We start from the raw sequence: 16,416 nt of genomic DNA on the forward strand, positions 1-16,416 counted from the left end.
GATGGCATGAATTTAACGGCCGTTTTAAATGATCCCAATACAATGTGGATCTTACTTGGCTCAATGCTTTTAGGTTTATCAAGTGGTGTTATTGGCACATTTGCTTATTTGCGCAAGCAGGCTTTAATTGGAGATGCCTTATCACATGCTGCTCTGCCAGGTATCTGTATCGCTTTTCTAATCACGGGAACTAAATCAATCATCTTCTTTTTGATTGGGGCTGCTATATCTGGGCTAATGGCCATCTTCTTGATTGGTTTGTTCACACGAAAATCTAGAATCAAGCAGGATAGTGCATTTGGGATTGTTTTAAGTGTATTTTTTGGTGCTGGCATTGTAATGCTCACCCGTATCCAGCAGGGAGGTGCGGGGAACCAGTCTGGTCTAGATAAGTTTCTATTTGGCCAGACTGCGTCCATGCTCATGAGTGATGTCATTACAATGGTAATCATATCGTTATTTTTGATAACCGTTACGGCATTGTGCTTTAAGGAATTTAAGCTTGTGTCGTTTGACCCTGGATTTGCTAGTGGGATTGGTTATCCTGTGAGCTGGCTGGAATATTGGATGATGTTTTTGATTGTTATATCCGTTGTCACAGGTATCCAAGCGGTTGGTGTCGTATTGATGGTCGCGCTGTTAATCACACCTGCTGTGTCAGCGAGATATTGGACGGAGGATTTACGGGTGATGATTGTTCTATCCGGTTTCTTTGGAATGATGAGCGGCATATCCGGTACACTCCTTAGTACAGTAGCCAATAATCTCCCAACCGGGCCATTGACAGTCCTCTCGGCAAGCTTTTGGTTTCTAATCTCCGTCATTTTTGCTCCTAAACGAGGTGTGCTTATGAAGTTTACGAGAAGGAATAAGATTAAACGGGAGTACCTCCGAAGCCAACAAACCATTATGGCAGAAGGGAGAAAGTCTGTATGAATGCGTTCTGGATCATCCTCATTGGCTTTTTTGTCGCAGGCTCTTGCAGCATTCTTGGCTGCTTCCTCATTCTCCGCAAGATGGCTCTTGTTGGAGATGCCATCAGCCATTCCGTATTGCCCGGCATTGTGCTAGTCTTCTTATTTACCGGTTCCCGTGATTCTGTTTGGATGATGTTCGGAGCAGCGGTATTCGGACTATTATGCGTGTATTTAATTCAAAAATTCCAACAAGGCGGCGTTCAGACGGATGCAGCTATTGGTGTGACTTTTACTGCCCTGTTTTCTATAGGGGTACTGCTTATATCGATGTTTACCCGTCAGGTCGATTTAGATCTTGATTGTGTCCTTTACGGAGAGATTGCTTTTGCTCCTTGGGATACTTGGAGTGCAGGCGGGGTGAATATGGGGCCGATGGCAGTTTGGGTGACAGGCTTAGCTTTCTTATTGAACATACTGATTGTCACTGTATTTTATAAGCAGTTCAAAATCTGCAGTTTTGATCCTGCCATGGCACTTGCTCTCGGTATTCCGGTACTTTTCTTTCATTATTTATTGATGGGTTTAGTATCGGTGACGACGATTGCTTCTTTTGAGAGTGTCGGTGCCATTCTGGTTGTTGGCATGCTGATTGTACCAGCCGCAACTGCCTACTTACTAACCGATCGTATGAGCATGATGATTGTCATTAGTGTTGTTTCAGGAGGAATTAGTTCAATAGGCGGCTACTATATGGCGATGGTTCTAGATGCTTCGATAGCCGGATGCATGATTACCGCTGCTGGGATTCAGTTTCTGCTTGTCTTCTTCCTCTCACCAACGCACGGGATGCTTTGGAAAAAATATAAGCATCATAAACTTCGCCAAGCAAGTACTTCATGATCAATTTATGATGACGCAGGATGAACAATTCTGCGTCTTTTTCATGCCAAAAATTGTCGGAAAGCTGCATGATATACAAAATTGGAGGTGAAGAATCGTTAAATCATCGGCTCTGCAAAAGTCATTAGAAGTTACATAATCTAACAGTTCCATAACTCTTACAATCTGTTACAATGGTGAAAAACATTTATATTGGATTCATCCTCACATAGAGTTTTATAATAGGAGACAACACCGACATCAATGATATAAATAACAATCATAAAGGAGCATTCAATGACACGTAAGAAAAAACGACCCAATATCGCAGGTCCTTTAATCATATTTGCCCTGTTATTCTTAGGCTTGTGGAAATTGATTGATGCTTATGAGCCTGTGCCTGTATCATTGGATAATTCGAAGGAAATCCAGGAGCTGGTCGATGAGGTTAGCTTCGGAAAGGTGCAGGTTAATTGGCGGGAGGTTGCGGCCGTTCTTCAGGTTAAGTATTCAATGGATACCGTGACAACAAGTCAAATCCAACGAACAGCGAAGCACTTCATTGAACGGGATAATGGAGAGTATACATTGAAAACCATGAAGTCTGTTATGGATGATCTGCATTTTACGAAAGAGGAAATCGATAAAGCGAATAATGCGATAACAGCCCTGAATGAGCAAAAAAGTGACCACAGCAGTCAGCGGGCATTTATTAATAAAATGAAAGATGGGGCAATGGCCAACTACGAGAGGTATGGCATCCTGCCCTCCATCACGATTGCCCAGGCTGTCCTTGAATCAAACTGGGGCAATTCGGGACTTACAAAGGAATATAATAATTTATTCGGGATCAAGGGTCATAACTGGGATGGTGCTACCGCTAATCTAGAGACGAAAGAAAACTATGATGATCAGATTACAAGTGATTTTCGTGTGTATGGTTCGTTAGAGGATTCCATCAAGGACCATGGTCAATTTCTAGTCGAGAATAAGCGTTATGAGAAGAATGGGCTCTTTGATGGAGAAACTTATCAGGAGCAGGCAAAGGCTCTTGAGGATGCTGGCTATAGTACTGCCACTGATGAAAATGGAGAAAAAATCTATAGCAGCATGCTCATAAATATTATTAAGACATATGAATTACAAGTAATTGATAGTGAAGCTGAATTGAACTTAAATGCGTAAAGGGTGTATGCCGGACTGGCTGCATCCTTTTTCATTTTTCCTAAAGCTGCATCCTTTTATACATGCATGTTATTTCTTGCACATACTAAGAGCGGAGGGATGCTATATGAATAATAATAATGAATGGTTTAATTCCATCTATGAAGAGTACCTGAACTCTGCCGATGTTTCAGCAAATAAGGAAGAGATGATTCCAGGCAAGGAACGCATTATCGCCGTCCAAAAAAATGATGATGGTGATATCATTGCCTTCAAAACAGAGAGCGGAAGGGAGCTTGATTACTTAACCGCCTTAGATGAAGCTAAAGGTGGCAAGCTCGCTCATATTGATGTGTTTCATAAATACGGCCGGGATATTATCAGAAGTGAGCCTGATGGAACAAAGGAAAATAATCTGGATCAAATGCCGGAGTTTTGATGTTTTGAAGCCTGTTTTTTAAAACAGGCTTTTTTTCGTTAGCGCCTATTTAAAAAATGGAGTTAGATGAAAGACAATAACTATGTGCTAAATCTTCAACGATGAAAAAAGTTCAGCTCTAAGATGACATTTGTCCTAAGGAAGTTCGAATCTTTGTTATAACAGTCTATAGAACTAAGGTTGGAAAAAGATATCCAGCAATTAGTAAAGCCGAACGATAAACTATTTCTGTTTATACATAGTGAATGATCTTCGGCTCTTTCTAATTTTATATAATGTTTCATGCATCAACCTGTTTAGAAGTCATCCTCAAGCCGTATTTCTTATTATGCAGAGAAATTGTGAGGTCAGTTTTCTAATATATGAAATATTATTACTATGTGCCAAATCTTCATAGTTTCAACCATTTTGGCATTAAGATGACTTTTATCCTGGTAAGAGATCAAATTGAGGGTGGAAAATAAGAAGATATTGAAGGGGACGGAAAGAGGTAAGAGTATATACCAGGCATTTAAAAACAAAAAGGAAAAGGCGGAGCAAGCACTCCGCCTTTTTTTAGAACAACTGATGAGATTGATCCTTCGCAAATTCAATGATGAAATCTCGAAATAGCCTGACAGATGGGGAAAGAAAGTAATTTTTCATACTGGCAAGATAAATAAATCGCTTATGTATTGGATTGGAGATCTTAATCAATTTAATCGTTGCTTGATTCTCAATGGTTGATAGCCTTGGCATAATGGCGATTCCATAATTGACAGAGACCAGCCCTGCGACTGCGGAGTCCTCTTCAACCTCGCACACGATTTCGGGTTTGAGATTCTCCTCTTTGAAAATTTTATCAATTAAAGGCCTTAGGCCGCTTTCTTTTGAGTAGAAAATATAGGGGTAGGGTACCGTCTCCCCAATATCAACGGTCACTTTTTGAGCTAATGGATGATCAGGGTGAACGGCCAGTACTAATTCCTGCTCTGCTACTGGTGTGAAATCAATTTCTTTCTCATTCTCCATATACGAGCAAAAAGCGAGATCGTATTTTTCATCCTTAAGTCCCTGTATAATACTTTTGGTTGTTCCTTGAGCGAAAGAAAAGGTAATGTCCTTATATTCTGTTTCTTTCACGAATGCTTCAATTGATGTTGGAATGAACCGGGAACCAAGCGTATAGATAAATGCTAAGTCAATCTGTCCTTGTTCAGGGTTCATTAACTTCTTGATTTTCTTTTCACCTTTTTCCAATTCACAAAGGGCGGAATCGACATAGGTTAAGAATATTTTCCCGTACTTAGTCAGACGGATGTTTCTACCTTGCTTTTCAAACAAAAAAACGCCTAATTCCTTTTCCAGCTCTGTAATCGCGTGGCTTAGACTGGGCTGAGTGATGGATAATTGGGCCGCTGCCTGTGTATAGTGTTCAATCTTGGCCAAGGTTCGGAAATAATGCAGTTGGCGTAAATTCATAAATATTCTTTGTCCTTTCTTATAGAAAACATCTATTAATTCTCTTTAAAAAATCAATTAGATTATTAAAATAACCGGGGATATAATCGGTAATGACGAATATATCATAGGTGTATAGAGGTGTCGAGATTTTTTGTGAAACAAAACACATTCTGTATTAACACCTGCTTTGTCTCTGTATAGGAAGTTTCACTAACAGGGAATTGAATTAATTTTGAATTCACCTTTATACTACTATGCTCGATTAGAGCAAGTTGAATTCAACTGAGAAAGGATAAAATCATGACGAACTATCAGCACATTTTTGAACCGCTTCAAGTGAAAATGATGACATTGAAGAACCGTATCGTTATGCCGCCAATGGGTACAAACTTCGGCGGGCAGCACGGGGAATTTAATGAAGATCACATCAGCTACTACGAGCAAAGAGCAAAAGGCGGAACAGGCCTTATTATCGTAGAAAATGCAAATGTCGACTTCCCGCTCGGATCCAACGGAACAACACAAATCCGTATCGATCACGACAAATATATTCCTGGACTTTATAATCTAACTGAAACTCTTCATAAATATGGTACGAATGTAGCCATTCAAATTAACCATGCCGGGGCTTCTGCCGTTCCAGCACGTATTGAGGGACTTCAACCGGTTTCTGCATCCAATATTCCTTCTAAGACTGGCGGTGCCATTCCTAGACCACTTACAAAGGAAGAAATTCTTGAAATCGTAGAGAAATACGGACAAGCGGCTAAACGTGCACAAGCAGCTGGCTTTGATGCTGTTGAAATTCATGCGGGTCACTCTTACTTATTATGCCAATTCTTATCTCCTTTATATAATAACCGTACAGATGAGTTTGGCGGAAGCTATGAAAATAGAGCTCGTTTCGCTCGTATGGTTATCGACCGCGTTCGTGCTGAGGTTGGTCCGTTCTTCCCAATCATGCTTCGTTTCAGCGCCGATGACCTATTAGCTGGCGGTAACACATTGGAAGACACGCTTAATATCCTTGAATACTTAAACGACGAAGTGGATATCTTCGACGTATCCGCTGCTGTCAATGACTCTGTACATTACCAAATCGACCAAATGAACCTACCTGACGGATGGCGTTCATACATGGCGAAAGCCGTTAAAGAAAAATTCGGCAAAGTAACGATGACAACTGGTAACATCCGTAACCCGCAAATCGCTGATGATATCCTTGCAAATGGACATGCTGACTTAATTGGGATGGGCCGTGGATTGATTGCCGACCCTAGCTGGGTGAATAAAGTAGAACAGCAGAACGAAGAATTAATTCGTAAATGTATCTCTTGTAACATTGGATGTGCTGGTCACCGCATCGGTTTAAACCGGCCAATTAGATGTACGATTAACCCGAACCTTTATGTAGAAGATTCTCATAAAGAAAACCGCATTAAAGATACGACAAATGTTGTTGTCATCGGCGGCGGTACTGCTGGTCTTGAAGCTGCTTGTACAGCTGCAGAAGTTGGCTGCACAGTTTACTTGTTCGAGCAAAAGCCATATCTTGGCGGCTTGGCTAGAGAAATTGCTACACTACCAGCGAAAAACCGTATCTCTGACTTCCCTAACTATTTAGTGAAACGTGCGGAGAAATTGAAAAACTTGATTACATTCACAAATACGAAAGCTGACATCGAGCTGATTGAACAATTCAAGCCGGATGTAGTTGTGAATGCAACAGGTTCGCAGCCATTACTTCCGCCAATCCCTGGTCTTCTTGACCGCATTGATAAAGATGGCGAGAAAATTTACTCCATCATGGGCTTATTGAATAAATTAGATGAGTTCAATGAATTGGATGTTGAAGGCAAGAAAATTGGCGTTATCGGCGGAGGAGCCGTTGGTCTTGATGTTGTCGAATACTTCTCTGAAAGAGGAGCAGACGTGACAATCGTTGAGAGATTGCCGATGCTCGGCCGTGATTTGGATCATATCACTCGTATTTCCATGATGAGCATGATCAAAGAGAAAAATGTCACAGTTCATACGAATACTTCTCTTATGGAAGTTGCTTCTGACCACTTCAAGCTTCAATATGAAGGTGTCGACAGCAATCTTGAGTTTGATTATGGTTTCGTTTGCCTAGGTATGAAGCCTGTAAATGAGAATGTATCTTTCTTACAAAAACATTTTGCTAAAAAAGGCGTTGAATTTGTCAATATCGGTGACAGTCAGCGTGCCCGCAAAATCATGGACGGCGTACGTGAAGGAAGAAACATCACAGATACATTGAAAAAAATCGGTGCTATTTAATTAATCTATTCCTTTTAACTATCGTTTTTCTGCGAAATTTGCAGGAAAACGATAGTTTTTTTTATGAATACATAGGTAAATATTTATAAATCAAGAATTATTACTATGCTTTTATCTATAGAATTAACCGGTATATATCTATAGATAAAATCTATTAAATCAACTGGAAAAACCAATTAGATTTTCCGAACATTCTCCTATATACTCAAGAAGTCAAAGAAATTACTACATATTCAAACCATGCTATATGCACTAGATATTAACCTCATGCAGGGCAGTACTAGCGCAGCTGGCAGGGGGGATCGTGTGATGAAAAGCACGGTCTGATGATAAAAGGAGGGCACTCAATTGGTTGGTTCAGGTTATATAAATGGCAAGACAAAACTGCTAGGTTTGATTGCTACACCGATAAGCCACTCGTTATCCCCAGCCATGCATAATATGGCATGTCAGGAGCTTGGATTGAATTATGCCTATTTGGCTTTTGATGCTGGCAATCAAGAGCTTGAAGAAATCGTCAAAGGGTTTAAGGCGATGGATGTGCGTGGATTTAATGTATCAATGCCAAATAAAACAAAAATACTACCTTTATTGGATGAACTTGCTCCCGCGGCGAAATTCGCTGGTGCAGTCAACACAGTCGTCAATGAAAACGGCAGGCTGATTGGTCACTTAACAGATGGGACTGGCTATATGCGAGCCTTGAAGGAGGCCAGTGTCTCTATTAAAGGCAAGAAGATGACGATTTTTGGAGCTGGAGGCGCTGCTACTGCTATTGCTATTCAAGCAGCAATGGATGGTGCAAGCGAGATATCCATTTTCAATCACAAGGATGAGTTCTTCTCCCGTGCAGAAAGAAATGCAGAGATTATCAATGATTCTTTGCAGCATCTTTCATGTCTGGCTAATGTATATGATCTCGGTGATGAGAAACGACTGAAGCATGAAATCATGAATAGTGACCTCATCACGAATGCAACGGGTGCCGGAATGAAACCAATGGAGCAGGAGAGCATTGTGAAGGATACCGGCTGGCTTCGTCCAGAAATGACTGTTTCAGACATCGTTTATAACCCTTTGAAAACAAAGATGTTGACGATGGCAGAAGGAGCAGGGTGTAAGACGGTGAATGGATTAGGCATGATGCTTTGGCAGGGTGCTGAGGCATTTGAGATTTGGACAGGGGAAAAAATGCCCGTTGCTCTAATCCGAAACCGGATATTTAATCAAGAAGGCAGTATGAAGGCATAATGAAGATATAGAGAAGAAGGGAGTACCACAATGAGTACATTGAAAATTAAAAACGTGGTCATCGGCGAAGGCACACCAAAAATCATCGTGCCGCTCGTTGGAAAAACAGAAGAAGAAATTCTAAAAGAAGCAGCCCTTGTGAAAGAGCTTGCTCCAGATGTCGTTGAATGGCGCGTTGATATATACGAGCATGTTGAAGATCTAGAAGCTGTAAAGGAAATGATCAGCAAATTAAGAGCGGCATTCAATCAAGAATTATTGCTCTTCACATTCAGAAGCCATAAAGAAGGCGGAAATAAAGAAATCAGTGATGCTTTCTATGTGGAACTAAATGAAACAGCTATCCGCACAAAGCAAATTGACTTAGTTGATGTTGAATTGTTCAACGAGAAAGAAAACGTGGAAAAACTTGTGGCAGCAGCAAACGAAAATGGCGTATTTGTCATCATGTCTAACCACGATTTCTTCAAAACACCAGCGAAGGAAGAAATCATCAGCCGTCTTTGCAAAATGCAAGAGTATGGTGCCCACATCCCGAAAATTGCAGTTATGCCGCAAAATGTTGGTGATGTACTTACATTGCTTGATGCAACCTACACAATGAAAACAGAACATGCCGACCGCCCATTGATCACGATGTCTATGGCTGGAACAGGTGTAATCAGCCGTCTTGCTGGTGAAGTATTCGGTTCTGCCTTCACTTTTGGAGCAGGAAAAGAAGCATCTGCACCAGGTCAAATCCCGGTAGCAGAATTGCGTACAGTATTAGATATTTTACACAAAAGTCTTTAATTATTGTTAATCATCCGGCTGTATAGTCATTTACGGCCGGATGATAAAAGAATCATATGTGTATAATTGCCTTTGATGAAATGTTAAAGGGGTAATTTGTGTCATTGTATGTGAAATTATTCACATTAGTTGATTACCAACCATTCCTTACATGAATGACATCAAGTCGGCAAATTATAATATATAAACACCTTGGAGGTAAAACAACATGTCAGATTTAGGAAGAATCGACGGAAGAACAAAACTATTGGGATTATTGGCAACGCCAATTGGCCACTCCTTATCCCCAGCTATGCACAATATGTCTTTGCGTAAACTAGGACTTAACTATGCATACATGGCATTTGAAGTGGGCAATGAACAGCTTGAAGACGTTGTAACAGGCATGCGTGCCCTAAACGTTCGCGGTTTCAATGTTTCTATGCCGAACAAAACAAAAATCGGTCCATTATTGGATGAGCTTTCTCCAGCAGCCCAATTCACTGGTGCGGTTAATACAGTTGTCAATGAAAATGGCAAATTGATCGGCCACATCACTGATGGAACAGGCTATATGCGTGCTTTGAAAGAAGCTGGCATCAATATCATCGGTAAGAAAATGGTCCTTATGGGTGCAGGCGGTGCCGCAACAGCCATCGCAATCCAAGCAGCTCTTGATGGAGTAGCAGAAATTGCAATCTTCAACCGCGATGATGAGTACTATGCACGCGCTGAGAAAAACGTGGATATCATCAACAACCAAATGGAAGGCGTAACTTGCAAAGCAACCGTTCATCGTTTAGAGGATTTAGACGCGCTTAAAGCGGCAATCGCTGAGGCAGACATCCTTACGAACGGAACAGGCGTTGGTATGAAGCCGCTTGAAGGACAAAGCTTGATTCCTGATGCTTCTTGGCTGCGTCCAGAATTAATCGTTTCTGACGTTGTTTACATCCCGCGTAAAACAAGACTTCTTGAAATGGCAGAAGAAGCTGGATGCCGCACAATTAACGGTCTTGGCATGATGCTTTATCAAGGTGCAAAAGCGTTCGAAATGTGGACAGGACAAGAAATGCCTGTTGAATATGTGAAAGAACAAATGTTTTAATTAGTTTGCCTTCATGGCAAGCTTATATAAAAATGAAATTTTGGAGTTGAAAAAATGTTTAAAAATCGTTATATGCCAGCTGCAATGGCTATGTATATCAACTATTTCATCCATGGTATGGGCGCAATTATCCTTGCGCAAAACATGACATTCCTTATGGATCAATTAAACACTGATAAAGCGGGAGTAGCGTATGTAATCTCTGCTCTAGGTATCGGTCGTTTAATCGCTTTAGCAATCTCAGGTGTTTTATCTGATAAACTCGGTCGAAAACCAATCATCTATGCGGGTATGCTCGTGTATATTGGATTCTTTGTATCCATTCTATTTGCACCAAACGTACAAATCGCATTCATGTTTGCCCTATTAGCAGGTATTGCAAACTCTGTATTGGATGCAGGTACGTACCCTGCATTAATGGAATCATTCCCTAAATCCGCTGGAACAGCGAATATCTTGCTTAAAGCATTTATCTCTGCAGGTCAATTCACATTACCGGTTATCATCGGTATGATCATTGCTAATGACTGGTACTATGGAATTTCATTCTTAATCCCTGTTGCCATCTTTGTATTGAATGGTATCTTCATGATCAAATTGCCATTCCCGAAAGCAAACCAAAAAGAAGAATCAGCTGAAGAAACAGTTGCTGAACAAGTATTTGCTTCAAAACCTAACTTCTGGGTTGAAGGACTTGCGATCATCTTTATCGCTTTCACAGCTACAGCAACATTCTTGATTGTTCAAACTTGGCTGCCAACGTATGGTGAAGAAGTCATCGGCATGGCTAATGCTTCTTCTTTGAAATTGGTTTCTTACTATAGTGCTGGTTCACTAGCTTCTGTGTTTATTACATCTTATCTTGTAAAAAGCATAATCAAGCCTGTCTATGTTGTATTTGCTTATCCATTAATGTCATTACTTGTTTTCCTTGGCATTGCTTTTGTTCAAACACCAGCAATGGTTATCAGCGGCGCATTCCTAATCGGTTTCTTCGCAGCAGGCGGTGTGCTTCAATTAGCCCTTGTTGTTATGGCTGAATTCTTCCGCGGCAACAAAGGTACACTAACAGGTATCTTTATGACTATGTCTGCTGTGGCAAGTGCGGCTGTTCCTGCCATCACAGGTAAAATTGCTAACACAAACATTACAAACGTTATTCTTTTCGGTGCAGCAGTAGCAGCTGCAGGTGTTCTTTTATCACTTGTCGTGCTTGTTCGTTACCGTAAAGTCATGAAAGTGGAAAATACTACAGCTAGTACAGCTGCATAATTAACCCTATACTGTTTACTGAATGAAATATATCTACTAGGCCTAATGTCTAGTAGATATATTTTTGACAAAAAAACACAGGAATATCTATTCCTCGGTCAAATTAATAGGCATTGCCTATAAGAAATAGGAGGTCTATCAATGAATAGTAAATACGCTGCAGCCATTGGCAGTTATATAAACTACTTCGCATTCGGTATGGCCTACATCATGATTGCTCAAAATATGAGCTTCTTGACTGAAAGGCTCGGAACCGATAATGCTGGTGTTTCTTTTCTCGTCTCCGCCTATGGTATTGGTAGATTAGCTTCATTATATATATCCGGGCATCTTTCCGATAAGATCGGAAGAAAGCCATTTGTCATTACAGGTGCTTTGCTTTGTGCTGCCTTTTTGATTGGAATTCCATTAACAACCCATTATGAGGTTGCCCTTATGTTTGCCGTCCTAGGCGGTTTATCAAATGCCTTCCTAGATGCTGGAACCTATCCAACTGTGATGGAATCATTCCCGAAACACACTGGTACAGCAACTGTTTCTGTTAAGGCGTTTATTTCCGTCGGATCATTGATTCTGCCGTTCATGATTACATTTTTCTTGAACCACGGCATTTTCTTTGGCTGGTCCTTCTTTGTTCCGGCTATGATCTTTATCGGAAGTGCATTGTTCCTGTCAAGAGCAAAATTTCCATACTCTAAGGAAACAAATGCAAACTCAGAAGCTACTCAAGCAGCCCTTAACCAATTTACGGAAGCACCGAAGTTTCAAATCGAAGGTCTTGCTTTGATTGGAATAGGCTTTACAGCTCCAGCTTTATTGTATTTGATGAACATCTGGATGCCGACCTACGCAGAAGAAGTGATCGGCATGTCATTGACGAGCTCCTTAAAGCTCCTCAGCTACTATAATATTGGTGCGTTCATATCCGTCATCCTTGTCGCAATCGCCCTGCGTAAATGGTTGAAGCCAACACATGTCATTTTAGCTTACCCAATCATGACAATGGCAGGTACCATCCTGCTTATGAATGCAAAATCACCGTTGCTAGTAGCCATTCTGGCTTTTGTCATCGGATTCTCTCTAGCTGGCGTTATGCAATTAGCACTAGGTGTTTTATGTGATTTCTTCTGGAAGAACAAAGGAAGAATGACCGGTATCCACTGCACAGCAACAAGCTTGGCAACAGCCGGTATTCCTTTTGTAACAGGCTTGATCACACGTTATGTTGATGTAACAGGAGTATTTATGTTTTCCCTATGCATTAATGCATTAGGCATTGTATTGGCATCGATTGTTTTCTATCGTTATAGAAAATTAACCATGCCAAAGCAAACTGAAATGAATACAGCTGCTTAAGTAGAGCAGTGTAGAGAAGACAGCGGCTATCCGCTGTCTTTTTTTTATGGCTTAAAAAATGCTGCTAGGACAAAAGACGAATAAGCAGACAGTGGGGCATATATGGTTGTATGGAAAGTGGACATAAAAAATAACGTAAAATATATTTACAAGTGAATTTTCACATCTTTATTTACCTGGTCCTACTGAAACAGGGATGATTATCAATAATTTTGCTAGTACAGAAATGGACATTAAACTGGGTTCTATGGGTAAGCCCTCTTCAGGTTTTGATATTGCCTTACTCGACAGCGAGGGGAATAGAGTGGAAAGAGGACAAGTGGGTGAAATCTCTGTTAATGCTCATTCTTTCCCTTTTTTCTTCGTAGGTTATTGGAACCAACCTGAAAAGACGAAGGAAAAAATCGGTAAATGGTTTAAAACAGGTGACTTAGCTGCCATTGATAAGGATGGTTACTATTGGTTCCAAGGAAGATCGGATGATATTATTTCGAGTGCGGGTTACAGAATTGGACCTTTCGAGGTGGAAAGCAGTTTGCTTGAACATGAAGCGGTGTCAGAAGCACCCGTAATTGGAAAGCCGGATGCCCATAAAGGAAAAGTGGTTAAGGCTTTTGGTGTATTAATCCCTGTATATCAAGAAACAGAGGAGCTGGCCCATGAATTAATTGACTATGTGAAGAGCCGCTTATCGAAGCATCAATATCCTAGAGAAATTGACTTTGTGGAGGAATTACCGAAAACGGCAAGCGGGAAAATTCAAAGATATCTTTTAAAGAAAGATTCCATTCAATCAATAAATAGAAGGGTAAGCTGAAATGAATCTAATCGGACATATATTCGTCTAGAGAAAGTTAATTTCGTCTGAGAGCCTCTCAGCAACATCCATATTTTAGTGAAAAGGTGTCTTTTGTACAGAATTATCAAAGCCAATAATAGACATTAAATTGATTTGAAAAAAGATTCTGAGATGGCTTCTATAATTAAAGGAGGATTTTATCCATATTCTAGGTTATAAAGAAGCAGCATCACTTAAAATGTTCCCAAATATGAATTTGGGAACATTTTTATGCTATAATATGGGGCATATAGAGAGAGGTGGGGGCATTGCAGGGACAACAGCCTAAGATTGTGAGAGATTTCCTTATTTATTTGACCACGATTAAAGGGAAGTCGATGAGGACTAGAAAAGAGTATGAGTACGATTTAATGCTCTTTTTCAGGTTTTTGAAAGTTACATATGAAGGCCTAGAGGTGGAACAGATAAGTGAAGTGTCCATTCATGACCTTACGATTGAAACGATTAGAGAGATATCATTGGAGGATATTTATCTGTTTATCGAGTATTGTGAGTCTGTTCGAGATAATAGCGCGTCAGCACGGGCTAGGAAGGTGGCGACGCTGAAGTCATTTTTTAAGTATTTGAAGGGGAAGAGAAGACTGATTTCGGATAATATCGCAGAAGAGCTAGAAAGTCCGAAGCTGAGTAAGCGAAATCCAATATATATGAATCTAGAGGAGGCAAAATGCTTCCTTGGAGGAATTGAGCGTAATCATCATTATTACCGTAACTACTGCATGATGATGTTCTTTTTGAACTTAGGATTACGGGTTTCAGAGCTGTGCAGTCTGAAAATGAATTCTATTCAAGGCCAAGCGCTCCGGATTACAGGTAAAGGGGATAAGGAACGGACGGTATACTTGAATAAAGCATGCCGAGATTCACTTTCGGATTATCTGAAGAATGAGCGAATCAAGGTTCATAAGGCAGAGACATTGGATTATTTATTCCTCTCTCAAAAGGGAACGAAATTAACACGTCAGCAGGTGGCAAGGATCGTGAAGAAAATCAATGAGCAGTCTGGTCTGCGAAAGGATAAGCTGACTCCCCATAAACTGCGGCATACCTCTGCGACTATTATGTATAAGAGCGGGGCGGACATTCGCAGCCTGCAGCAAATTCTTGGCCACTCCAATATATCCACGACCCAAATCTATACACATCTCGAGGATAAGGAAATCCAACAGGTGATCGACAATAATCCATTTAACTTTTAGAAGACCCTGATACACAGGGTTTTCTTTAGTTTTTACGAGCAAAAATAAAAAAATCTGCTTAACTCTAAAAGAGTTAAGCAGATGTCGTGTAAACGTTTACTCAAAAGAAAATATTGATTAACTCATTTACAGCGAGAACGAGGAAGAGAAGGATACTGACCGATAAAACAATATTGGAAAGCTTTTGGGAACGGTCGACTGTACCGACATACTCTTTTTTGTTAAGAAGGTAGATCAATGTGATAGCCAAAAATGGCATGAAAATCGCTCCAAGTGCTCCGTAGGCGATGATTAACCCTACCGGTTTCCCAAGGAAATGGAGAAGCATCGGCGGGAATGTGAGCCAAAGAACAAAGAAACGATAAGATTTTGTATGGCTTAATTCATCCTTACTAATCTTACTATGGGTGATGGTACGAATGAAATCGGAGAATAGATAAGGAACTCCATTCCATACACCCAATACAGAGGTGAAGGAAGCAGACCAGAAACCTATTAAGAATAAATATTTCACAACAGGATGCAGCTCATTTCCGATAATTCCAGCGAAATCTACTAATCCGGTTTCACCGGCAATATTAACATCCGTTCCATATAATAAACCTGCGCCCATAATTAATAAGGATAGCGTAAAGATGGCGGTTGCGATATAAGCTACAGCTGAATCCGCACGGATGACTCGGATAAATGATGGCGTAGTCCATTTCTTTTCCTGAAGCCAGTATCCGTAGGAAGCCATGGTAAGTGATCCGCCTACTCCTCCGATAAGACCAAGTGCATAAAGAAGCGAGCCTTCTGGCAACGCAGGAACCGCTGTCCCTATAACGCCTCCCAGCTGAGGAATGATAATGATTGCACAGCCGACGACTGTGATGAACATAATCCCGATTAATACGTTCATCGCAGATTCAAAGATCTTATATTTGCCTGACCAGACAAGCAAGAAAGCGGCAATACCATGGATGATGGCCCATTGAGTCAATGATAATTGCGGGAAGAGTGCCGACATTGCAAGCGCGCAAGACGCTGTTCCTGCTGCTCCATAGACGAATCCCCAAATGATTGAATAGACGCCGAAGTATCCGGTGGCCCATTTCCCCATCATGTGCCAGCCTTCTAAGATTGTTTTGCCGCTTGTCACATGCCAGCGGCCAACCCCTTCATTTAACGCGAACTTTAATATGGAGCCAATGATAATCGCCCATAAGAAGACGAGACCATAATTCGTCCCGGCAACAAGAGCAGCGACTAGATCACCGGCTCCTACCCCTGTGGCAGCAACGATTAACCCTGGCCCAATGACCGATTTCTTCGAGACAGGTGCTTCAGGCTGCCAATTTGTTTGTTGTGCGTGCATAAATTCCCCCCCGTTTGCTCAAAATCTTTTTGGTGCTCTTCTATTTTCCTATTTTTGTGTAAAAATATCAAATATTTGAATAATTAAATTTTTTGAATCT

Annotated in this window: 14 protein-coding genes; 12 read left to right on the forward strand and 2 right to left on the reverse strand. The window is 40.8% G+C overall.

All coding sequences use genetic code 11. The features are described from left to right. Positions 1–6: 6 nt before the first annotated feature. From AC622_RS09620 to AC622_RS09635, 4 genes are all read left to right on the forward strand, one after another. On the forward strand, positions 7–936 hold the full coding sequence (locus tag AC622_RS09620) for a metal ABC transporter permease (RefSeq protein WP_049670876.1): 930 nt from the start codon (positions 7–9) through the stop codon (positions 934–936). Next, positions 933–1,817, forward strand: a complete 885-nt coding sequence (locus AC622_RS09625; RefSeq protein ID WP_049670877.1) for a metal ABC transporter permease — start codon at positions 933–935, stop codon at positions 1,815–1,817. Before AC622_RS09620 ends, AC622_RS09625 begins: the two co-directional genes overlap by 4 nt. A 276-nt stretch (positions 1,818–2,093) precedes the next feature. Beyond that, positions 2,094–2,981: a glycoside hydrolase family 73 protein gene (locus AC622_RS09630; protein ID WP_049670878.1), complete on the forward strand. Its 888-nt coding sequence runs from the start codon at positions 2,094–2,096 to the stop codon at positions 2,979–2,981. A 106-nt stretch (positions 2,982–3,087) separates the two neighbouring features. Continuing rightward, positions 3,088–3,399, forward strand: a complete 312-nt coding sequence (locus tag AC622_RS09635) for a DUF3892 domain-containing protein (protein WP_049670879.1) — start codon at positions 3,088–3,090, stop codon at positions 3,397–3,399. A 555-nt stretch (positions 3,400–3,954) separates the two neighbouring features. Here AC622_RS09635 and AC622_RS09640 read toward each other — a convergent pair. Next, positions 3,955–4,860 (reverse strand): LysR family transcriptional regulator, encoded by a 906-nt coding sequence (locus tag AC622_RS09640; RefSeq protein ID WP_049670880.1) that lies wholly within the window; start codon positions 4,858–4,860, stop codon positions 3,955–3,957. 282 nt (positions 4,861–5,142) lie between these two features. Between AC622_RS09640 and AC622_RS09645 the strand changes: the two genes are divergently transcribed. From AC622_RS09645 to AC622_RS09680, 8 genes are all read left to right on the forward strand, one after another. Then, on the forward strand, positions 5,143–7,143 hold the full coding sequence (locus AC622_RS09645; protein WP_049670881.1) for an oxidoreductase: 2,001 nt from the start codon (positions 5,143–5,145) through the stop codon (positions 7,141–7,143). 348 nt (positions 7,144–7,491) lie between these two features. Next, on the forward strand, positions 7,492–8,394 hold the full coding sequence (locus tag AC622_RS09650; RefSeq protein WP_049670882.1) for a shikimate dehydrogenase: 903 nt from the start codon (positions 7,492–7,494) through the stop codon (positions 8,392–8,394). Positions 8,395–8,424: 30 nt separating this feature from the next. Continuing rightward, the gene (aroD, locus tag AC622_RS09655) at positions 8,425–9,186 is read left to right on the forward strand and encodes a type I 3-dehydroquinate dehydratase (RefSeq protein WP_049670883.1); all 762 of its coding nucleotides are present in this window, start codon (positions 8,425–8,427) and stop codon (positions 9,184–9,186) included. A gap of 208 nt (positions 9,187–9,394) precedes the next feature. Next, positions 9,395–10,273 (forward strand): shikimate dehydrogenase, encoded by an 879-nt coding sequence (locus AC622_RS09660; protein WP_049670884.1) that lies wholly within the window; start codon positions 9,395–9,397, stop codon positions 10,271–10,273. A gap of 54 nt (positions 10,274–10,327) precedes the next feature. After that, complete coding sequence (locus AC622_RS09665; RefSeq protein WP_049670885.1) at positions 10,328–11,545, forward strand: MFS transporter; 1,218 nt, start codon at positions 10,328–10,330, stop codon at positions 11,543–11,545. 141 nt (positions 11,546–11,686) lie between these two features. Further along, positions 11,687–12,901 (forward strand): MFS transporter, encoded by a 1,215-nt coding sequence (locus AC622_RS09670; RefSeq protein ID WP_049670886.1) that lies wholly within the window; start codon positions 11,687–11,689, stop codon positions 12,899–12,901. 304 nt (positions 12,902–13,205) lie between these two features. Beyond that, positions 13,206–13,718, forward strand: coding sequence for an AMP-binding enzyme (locus AC622_RS09675; RefSeq protein WP_053103741.1), 513 nt, complete (start codon positions 13,206–13,208; stop codon positions 13,716–13,718). Positions 13,719–13,999: 281 nt separating this feature from the next. Then, on the forward strand, positions 14,000–14,959 hold the full coding sequence (locus AC622_RS09680; protein ID WP_442853805.1) for a tyrosine recombinase XerC: 960 nt from the start codon (positions 14,000–14,002) through the stop codon (positions 14,957–14,959). Between the two features lie 100 nt (positions 14,960–15,059). On the opposite strand, the gene AC622_RS09685 is transcribed toward AC622_RS09680, so the two are convergent. Next, the gene (locus AC622_RS09685; protein ID WP_049670888.1) at positions 15,060–16,316 is read right to left on the reverse strand and encodes an Nramp family divalent metal transporter; all 1,257 of its coding nucleotides are present in this window, start codon (positions 16,314–16,316) and stop codon (positions 15,060–15,062) included. Positions 16,317–16,416: the final 100 nt, after the last annotated feature.

Origin of the sequence: Bacillus sp. FJAT-27916, assembly GCF_001183965.1 — a bacterium.
Classification (GTDB): domain Bacteria; phylum Bacillota; class Bacilli; order Bacillales; family Pradoshiaceae; genus Pradoshia.